Genomic DNA, 8,662 nt, shown 5'->3' with positions numbered 1-8,662 from the left:
ACCCGCTCGCGCAACCACCAGCGCCACGCCGAAGCCCTCGGTGCAGCATGGGTCGGCGCACCCGATCAAACCCCGCCCCTGCCGCTGGACCGCGCCGTCAGTTTTGCGCCGGCCGGAGAAATCATCCCGCTGGGGCTGGCTGCCCTGCGACCCGGCGGTGTACTGGCGGTCAATGCGGTGCACGCCAGCCCGATTCCGGAGATGCCCTACCACCTGATCTACGGCGAACGGGTGCTGACCAGTGTGGCGAATGCCACCCGCCAGGACGGCAAGGAACTGCTCGAACTGGCAGTCAAAATCCCCCTGCAGCCGGACACGGTCACCTACCCGCTGGAAGACGCCAACGAAGCCCTGCTCGACCTCAAATACAGCCGTCTGAACGGCGAGGCCGTGCTGGAAATTGGAACCTACAGCTCCTGACCTTTTGAGGACACCTTTCTTCAATGGGTATCAGCATTCTTTTGATTGTTCCACCTCTGCATCAGGGATGGCGTTGGTTTCAATCACCTGCCGGTACCACAAAGCGCTGTCCTTCAGCAGCCGCCGCCCGCTGGCGTAATCCACCCATATCAGCCCAAAGCGCTGGGAATAACCCATCGCCCACTCGAAATTATCCATAAATGACCAGACAAAATAGCCTTTTAAGGGAACCCCGGCCTGAACAGCGCGATGAGCGGCCTGTAAATGACGGTGCAGGTAAGCAATGCGGCGTTCATCGCGCACGCGTCCATTTTCATCCGGGGCATCTGAAAAACTGGCGCCGTTTTCGGTGATGTAGATCTGACGCGGGCGGTAGGTCAGCCAGGTGTGCACCAGCAGGTTGAACAACCCATCGGGATAAATTTCCCAGCCCATTTCGGTGTAACCCGGCGGCGGATTATGGCTGGGAGGAACACTGTTGACCAGATCATCCCTTTCGGCGCGCAGCACACCGCGGCGGTAATAATTCAATCCCAGATAATCCAGCGGCTGGCTGATCAGGTCATAATCACCCGGTTGGAGGAAATCCAAGCCGTTGGGCAGGTGACCACGGCGGATATGCTCGCTGACTACATCGGCCGGATATTCGCGTCCGTAGATCGGGTCGAGGAACCAGCGATTGTGATGACCATCGAACCAGCGGTAAGCGGTGTAGTCCTCCGGCGAATCCGAAGCCGGTTCGGACGGAATGGGGTCAATCACAAAGCCCACATCGGCCGCCGGGCAGTTGGCGCGCAGCACCTGCACCGCCAGCCCATGCGAAAGCAGCAAATGATGAGCCGCGCGCAGCGCAGTGTACCAATCGCATATCCCGGGGGCATGAATGCCCAACTGATACCCCAGCAGACTGGCGCAGGTCACCTCGTTGTGGGTCGTCCAGTCGCGGATACGGTCATCCAGCCGCCGGCTGATGACATCGGCATACTCGGCAAAGGCATAGGCGGTTTCACGGTTGCTCCAGCCGCCCTCATCTTCCAGCGCCTGCGGCAGGTCCCAGTGGAAAAGGGTCGGATAGGGAGTTATGCCGGCCGCCAGCAGACCATCCACCAGCCGTTCGTAAAAATCCAGCCCGGCCGGGTTGACCCTGCCGCGGCCCTGCGGCAGAATGCGTGTCCAAGCAATGCTGAAGCGGTACGCCTTAAGCCCGATTTGCCGCATCAGGGCAATATCTTCCGGCCAGCGATGGTAGTGATCAGCGGCCACATCGCCGGTATCCCCGTTGAGTACCTTACCGGGCGTATGCGCAAAGCGGTCCCAAATCGATTCACCCTTGCCGTCCGCGTTCCAGGCGCCCTCAATTTGATAGGCGGAAGTAGCCGCCCCCCACACAAAACCCTGCGGAAAAATCCGTTTGGACATCTGAATTCCCTCACAGATCGAAGATATTTTATCTTAACACAAAATCTCCCCTCTGCGGGGCAGAGGGGAGAAAATGGTGAGAAATCTTGATCGGTCTACTTACCGATCACCGGCAGGTATTGGAAGTAACCAATACTGAATGGAATGGCTTCGGCTTTGGTCTGGGCATTGTGATGGTGCATCAACAGCACACCCTTCGGTTGAACTGCCGGGTAATTGGTTAGGTCATAACCAAAGGTCAGCGTGCTGGGTTCGTCAAAGAAGACTGCCAGCCCATCCAGATCATCGCCGGTAGTGTTGATGGTATCAATCGCCGGATTGAGCGCATCGTAGGTGTACAATTCGGTGGTGTCCACTGCCAAATCATCCTCTTGATCGCGGCTGTAGGTTTCAATGTAGAAATCGAACTCGCTATCTGTGCTGGTCAAACCGATAGCCGTTGCCGATACCCACATGAAAACCACGTTGGTATTGAGAGGTGAAGTTTCGGCAGCGTTTGCAGGGAAGCCATTCAAGAAATACAACGCACTGCTCACACCACCGGTGAACGAGGAATTGATCTTCAATAACCTACCGACATAGACATCGGTACGCTGATTGTTTTCCGAAAGCGCGGTGTTGTAGAGGATAAAATCGTCGGTTCCATCCTGATCCACATCAATGTAGACATCAAATTCAACCTCATTGGGTGTGGTCCATGGTTTATCGGTGACAATTGCAAAGTAAACATACGTATTGGCAAGTGAATTGTAGTTTGCATCACTCATCACACCCACATGACGGATATCCACATGACGCAGCTGGTTGGGCACTGCTGTACTGTCTGTATCCTCGCCCAGCCATTCAAAGGCGGTTACCAGCGAAGGAACATTCGGATCACTCACCGGGGTTCCATCCAGCACCACATCAAACGTTCCGGTCGGGTTATACAGACTCAGGTTAACCTGAGGGGTCAGCGCATCCATCGCTGAGGCAGCCCGCGGAACTGAATAAACCGTGAGACGCAAGGCTGGATAGGCTGCTGAAGAAGGCGGGGTCAATTTCACCAGAGCAGCCGCCTCGCTCAGGAAGTGGCGGGCAACCCCGGCTTGCGTTGCAGCCAGAGCCGCATCCTTGACATGGGTCATCAGGCTGGCGTCCGCTGTCATCCGCACCTTGAAGGTAAAGGTCTGGTTGGGAGCCAGGGTCAGGCTGGTGAGCGGGGTGTTATCCAGATTGAGCACCTGGTAGGTCACTCCCGGTACGGTTAAGCGGTTCTCCAACCCAACCGCGTAGGTAAAGGACTGCGAGGGGTGCTTGTTGACCACTTTAATCTGCTTCTCAGCCTGAGCCGTGGTAACCACCTTGACATCCCCAAACGAAACACTAACCATGCCCTCATCTTCGGCATTGTACATGACCACAAAAGATGAAGCGGCTTGTTGAGCGTCCACTCTGCCGGTACCCACCCGGGATGGGGCGTGTTTTGTGCCTGTTTGACCAGGACCAACATAAAGGTCGTAATTGGCCGTATTCATTGCCAGGGCTTTGAGTTCTGCCACACTCCACGTCGGGCGCAGCTGACGCAGCAAAGCCATCATACCAGCCACGTGCGGGGCTGCCATCGAAGTGCCGTTAAGAGAAGTGGCTCCGGAACCGGTCAGCGCATCCGTTGAGGCAATGGATTGGCCGGGAGCAGCCAGATCGGGCTTGAGAGCATTATCCACCCGGCGCGGCCCGCGGGAAGAGAATGCCGAAAGCGTGTCCACCTGGGTAGGATCAAGGACCAACAAGCTGGCATTATAATCCTTGGTCAGGCGTACTGTGACTGCGCCATCCGCCAGGGCTGCCTTAAGGGCGTCTCCAACCGGTTGAATGGTGATCGTCGCCGGAATAGCTGCATTGCCTGCAATCGCTATCGGCAGCGTGGCAGCCGGATAAACCATGATCACGCCGAGGCCGCCCGCATTCTGCACATTGTTCGTACGAGTTGCCGAACCACATTCATTCCCCCCGCTAGAATTAAACGTCCAGTCGATCAGCGCAATTGTGCCGGTGAAGTAACCTGACGGAAATGTGCTGCAGCCGCCCAAATTTCCAGTCGGGGGGAGTTTTAACGGTTTGATCGTGTCCGGGTTGGCATACCAATCATAATTTACAGAATTACTGGAAGGGTGCGGTCCGAGGATAGCGCTGTGCGCCTGGGGTGCGGCAGTCACCTCAAAGCCGTCATACGGTTCGCCAGCATCCACCGAGGAAGCCACCGAAATTGCCCGCGTAGCCACACCCGGCGAGCCGGTGATGTAGTGGGTGTTGTAGCTGTTGCCGGCTGAAGCCACCACCACCACACCGGCTTCGGCAGCATTGTTACTGGCAATCGCACTGGTATCGTATTCAGAACCGAAGCCCGCCCCCAACGACATATTGATGACATCCAACCGGTCGGTAAAGATTCCGTCGCCGTTCGGGTCAACTGCCCACTCAATGGCTAAATCGGTCACCGCTGTTGATCCGCTGCAGCCAAATACGCGCAGGGCGTATAACTGGGCTCCCGGCGCCACGCCGGGGCCAAGTGCAAAGTCTACCGCTCCATACATGCCCGGGCCATACGGACCAGGATAAGTGGCTTTGGTTGTGGGGGTTGGACGATAGATGCCATAACCGCCAACCGTCCCGGCTACATGGGAGCCGTGACCATTGCAGTCCATTGGGTCACTATCCGGCTGAGGTATTTGCTGAGCCGGTGTAGTACTACCCGCATCATAGTTGTCGCCGACAAAGTCATAACCACCTGCGATTTTGGCACCCGGGTAGTTGGGTACATCCCCCACCACGGTCGTATCATTCGCCGCATAGTCGGCAGGTGTGCCCGGCCCGCCAAAATTCAGGTGCAGATAATCAATGCCGGTATCAATGATACCGACCTTGATTCCATCCCCCTTATTCCCCAAGCCCAAATTCCAAACCTCCGGCGCTTTAATGAGCGGCACACTGGAAGTGTGATCGAGTTCTTTGAGGGTAAGGCGGTGGATTGCTTTCACCCCGGGCAGTCGGGCAATCTGTTCAATGCGGCCGGCATGAACCCGCAGAGCCACACCATTATAGACTCGTTGCACCTGATAGACGAAGAATTCTTCATCACCCGGTTGAGGAGCCAGGGTCGGCAGAATACCTTCTGAGAGCAGCGCGTCCAGGAATACCTGCTGTTCCTCTTTGACCCGTTCCACTTGCGCCTGGGTTGTGGCTGCCAGTTCGCTTTCTGCCCGCACACCCTTGAAACGTCCATAGACAAGCGTTGCAGGTTCAGTTTGCAGCTCGACCACAATATATACGGGTTGATTGGGGTTGTTTAACAGTTCGCGGATCCCGGGCATAAATTCCACATCACCCGGCAATGACGCGCGGGGCGGGTTTTCCCCTTGCGCCTGGGCGGAAGGAAGCGGCGCTCCAAATCCAAGGGAAAGCACCAAAAGTCCGGCCAAAATGGCATACCAGAGACGGTATTTCTTACTCATGCTATTCTCCTTTGACAAAATTACTTGAACCTTAAGAAAGTTGGCAGAACGTCACAGCGATTGGTTAATGTTGTAGGATCCCCTCCTTTCCATTCAGTGTAAGATCGTGACCTGCATCCACCCTCTGAAAAAAATGCTGACTTACACCTACCATTTGCATTGTAGTAAAAATTTGAAGCAAAGTCAATTCCAATTTCTGGATGATCGCGAAGAATCACCCTATTTCGTCAATACGGGTAGATAAACAAAAAATCGAACCTCAATGCGATAATCCGCGGCGGGGTCAACATACGGTAAGTCTTTCAGAGAGTTACCGGCAGCATCCTGGATGTCCGATTCAGCAGGCAGTCTTAACCCCAGAGTTCCACTGCCTTTTCCGATTTGAACAAAGATCTGATAGGTATCACCGCTGCCCTGCACGGCAGTGATGATGCTGCCGCTCAATTCACCACCTTCCACCACCGTAAAATCAGCCAGGTCCAACTCCTGAACAGGTTCGCTGAACTTTACTTCAAAGCGCACCTGTTCGGCATTAGCAGGATTTTCATCCATGCGCCGCAGGGAGTTGACCTGCGGGGCGATTTTATCCACCCAATAGACGCTGTTTGAGTCAAAATACGGCAGCCCGCTGAGGGTATTGCCGGCTTCATCCTGTGCCGGCGCACCGTCCTTCAAACGCAAACCCAGCCTTCCCTCCGGCGAACCGGTGAGCAGGGTGATGATACAGGTCTGCGGATTGACGGATTGGACTTCCTTTACGCTGCTGCCCGTCAGGCCGGATTCCTGTACCGGTTCAAAGTCGTCCGAAGTCAACCCAAAAATCGGCTCGTTGAAGGTCATCTCAAATCGGACCTGGGCGGCGTTGGTCGGGCTGCTTTCCAGCAATTTTTGGGATTGAACCACAGGGGGATTTTTATCAATCCAGTAAACACCGGCCGGGTCAAAAGGCGGAATTTCCATCAATCGGTTACCGGCGAGATCATAGATGACGGCATCCGGGCGCAGCTGCAGGCCGAGCGAACCGCTGCCGCTGCCGGTATCCACCGTGATCGTGAAAGCCTTGCCCGAACCGCTGACCGAAACAACGAAGCTGCCGGTCACTCCCCCGCCTTCCGCGGTAGCAAAATTACTTGCGTCCACCCCCTGCACATCCTCGCTGAACTCAGCCAGAAAGGTTACCGTTTGCTGATTGGTAACAGGAACCCCCCCTGCCGGGCGCAGGCTGACCAGTTTGGGCGCTTCACGATCAGGCAGTTCATCCATCGCTCGAATTGCCAGCGGCAGGTGCAGGTCGGCGATCTGTTTACCGTCTGAAAAAGTGTTATCGGTTTCCAGTTTGACGGTTGCAAAGCTCCACTCGTTCAACGGCAGGCTGCTGACATCGGCGGTAAAGGTCACCGCCTGGCTTCCTCCGTCAGCAAGGGTGAATGAGGATGGGTCTGCCGTCAGCCAGGATGGTGAGGTGATCGTCATGCTGACCGACACACCGCTGACATTTTTGAAGGTGCGCGTCCATGTACAGCTGGCCACACAGAAGTTGTTCTGAAGTGCGGGCAGGTTGAGCGTCTTGGGGTCACCGCCGTTTGCCGGGTCGGCTGCCTCAAAATTGGCGGTGGTTTCGTCCAGAATCACCCCAACTCGGGCTGCGGCGCCCAGGTCCACCCGCCCGGCGCCGTGATCAAACGCATCCGCCGGGGTGAGCCGGTCTTCCTTGCGCAGCCCCTCGAACTTAGCGGTCATCATCAGCGCCGACTTGATCGCCGCCGGACTCCAACCGGGATGGAGCGCCTTGAGCAGTGCCGCCGCCCCGGCGACATGTGGGCTGGACATGGAAGTACCCTGATACAGATCAAATTCCGCCTCAGAACCGGGGGTAATTACACCATCTCCTGCCGCCGCCAGAATTTCCAGACCCGGTGCAGTGATATCCGGTTTGAGCACCTCAAAGTCATTGGCGCTCGGCCCGCGAAAACTGAAGTCGGCTTTAATGTCACCCCATTTTTCCACACGAATGTTAGCGATACCAGTCACGGTAACGTAAACCATTGTCCAGTAAGGCTCACCATTCATCTCCAGAATAAAGGTGCGCAACGCCTCGCCATCCGACTTGTTCAGCATGGCGGTGGGAATATCCAAATTTTGCAGCCCTGTCATCGGAAAGGCTTCGCCCAACGGGTTATAAACCAGTACCCCGCTTGCGCCAGCCTCTTTTGCATTGAGGATTTGTTCATAGAACAAGCAATCAGAACTGGCTTCCAGCAAAGCAATTGATGGACCAAGCTCACTAAAATAATTCTCTTTAAAAGCATCACACCCGCTGGCATTGACCGGATGAGAGCGAATTTCAGTTTCAATCAAAATGGGCGAAAATACCTCTCCATCTCCGGGCATAGCAAAAAGACCTTTGCTAAGATCCTCAGGTATTAGACCAAGCGGCCCGACGACATCCACAAAGTGTCCAAAACGGCGGTCGTGGCTGCTGGCGGCTACCGTCATCACCCACGGGCTGACGTGGTTGACCTGCCCATCGGTGCCCGGTTCGTTTCGCAGGTTGCCTGCCGAAGCCGCCACAAAAATCCCGGCATCGAAGGCCTCCAGAAACGCCAGTTCTACCGGGTCATTGTAAGGATTTCTGCCACCCGATATGGAGTAGTTGATCACATCCACGCCGTCCAGAATGGCCTGCTGGACGGCAGCCACCGAGGCGGTCGTAGCACAGCCATCCTCATTGCAGACATCGTATGCAATGATTTGGGCGCGCGGCGCAACACCGGAAATGGTCACATTGGGCACGCCGTTGAAATTGATGGTCAACTTGTTACCAGCAACCGTGGAAGCGGTATGCGAGCCGTGCCCGTCAGTATCTTCCGGTGTGACGGCTTCAGTGGTGAACGAATAAGCCCCAATCAGTTTGTTGTTGCAAGCGCTCTCGTACGGCCCGCCGCTGACCGCACACACTCCTTTCGGTGTCGTGAGGGGATAGGTATAAGCAGGATCGGCGTCATCAGAAAAGGAAGGATGATCGAAATTAATGCCGGTATCCAGAATACCGACGACGACCCCCTCACCCGCGCTATCAACTCCGCCGGGTGCGTTACTATTCCATATTTCAGGTGCGCCAATGAAAGCCGGCCCGGCATCGGTGAGCGGCTGTTCCAGCCGGTCGGGGATGACGGCGCGCACGCCGGGTAAACCGCGGATGCGGGCTGCCTCCGCCGCGCTGAGCTGGAGCGCAAAGCCGTTCAACACCACATCGTAGCGGAAAATCGGCTGCAAGGAGCGCTGAACGACACGGCTGATTTGCTGCAGGCGGGCATCCTGCTCGCGAC

At 56.0% G+C, this 8,662-nt stretch carries 3 protein-coding genes and 1 pseudogene; 1 reads left to right on the top strand and 3 read right to left on the bottom strand.

Going from position 1 to position 8,662, the window contains the following annotated elements:
• Window positions 1-420 (top strand): annotated as a pseudogene (locus tag VAE48_RS12910) (alcohol dehydrogenase); the annotation flags it as partial.
• A 30-nt stretch (window positions 421-450) separates the two neighbouring features.
• On the opposite strand, the gene VAE48_RS12905 reads toward VAE48_RS12910, so the two are convergent.
• The 3 genes from VAE48_RS12905 to VAE48_RS12895 all read right to left on the bottom strand — a co-directional run.
• Window positions 451-1,839 (bottom strand): GH1 family beta-glucosidase, encoded by a 1,389-nt coding sequence (locus VAE48_RS12905; protein WP_322793742.1) that lies wholly within the window; start codon window positions 1,837-1,839, stop codon window positions 451-453.
• 95 nt (window positions 1,840-1,934) lie between these two features.
• The gene (locus VAE48_RS12900; RefSeq protein WP_322793741.1) at window positions 1,935-5,333 is read right to left on the bottom strand and encodes a S8 family peptidase; all 3,399 of its coding nucleotides are present in this window, start codon (window positions 5,331-5,333) and stop codon (window positions 1,935-1,937) included.
• A gap of 219 nt (window positions 5,334-5,552) precedes the next feature.
• On the bottom strand, window positions 5,553-8,662 hold a 3,110-nt coding region (locus tag VAE48_RS12895), incomplete at its 5' end, for a S8 family serine peptidase (RefSeq protein ID WP_322793740.1).

Source organism: Bellilinea sp., assembly GCF_034432615.1.
In the GTDB taxonomy this organism is placed as follows: domain Bacteria; phylum Chloroflexota; class Anaerolineae; order Anaerolineales; family Anaerolineaceae; genus Bellilinea.
The sequence above is the reverse complement of the archived record's forward strand: the minus strand, read 5'-3'. Positions and strand labels throughout refer to the sequence as shown.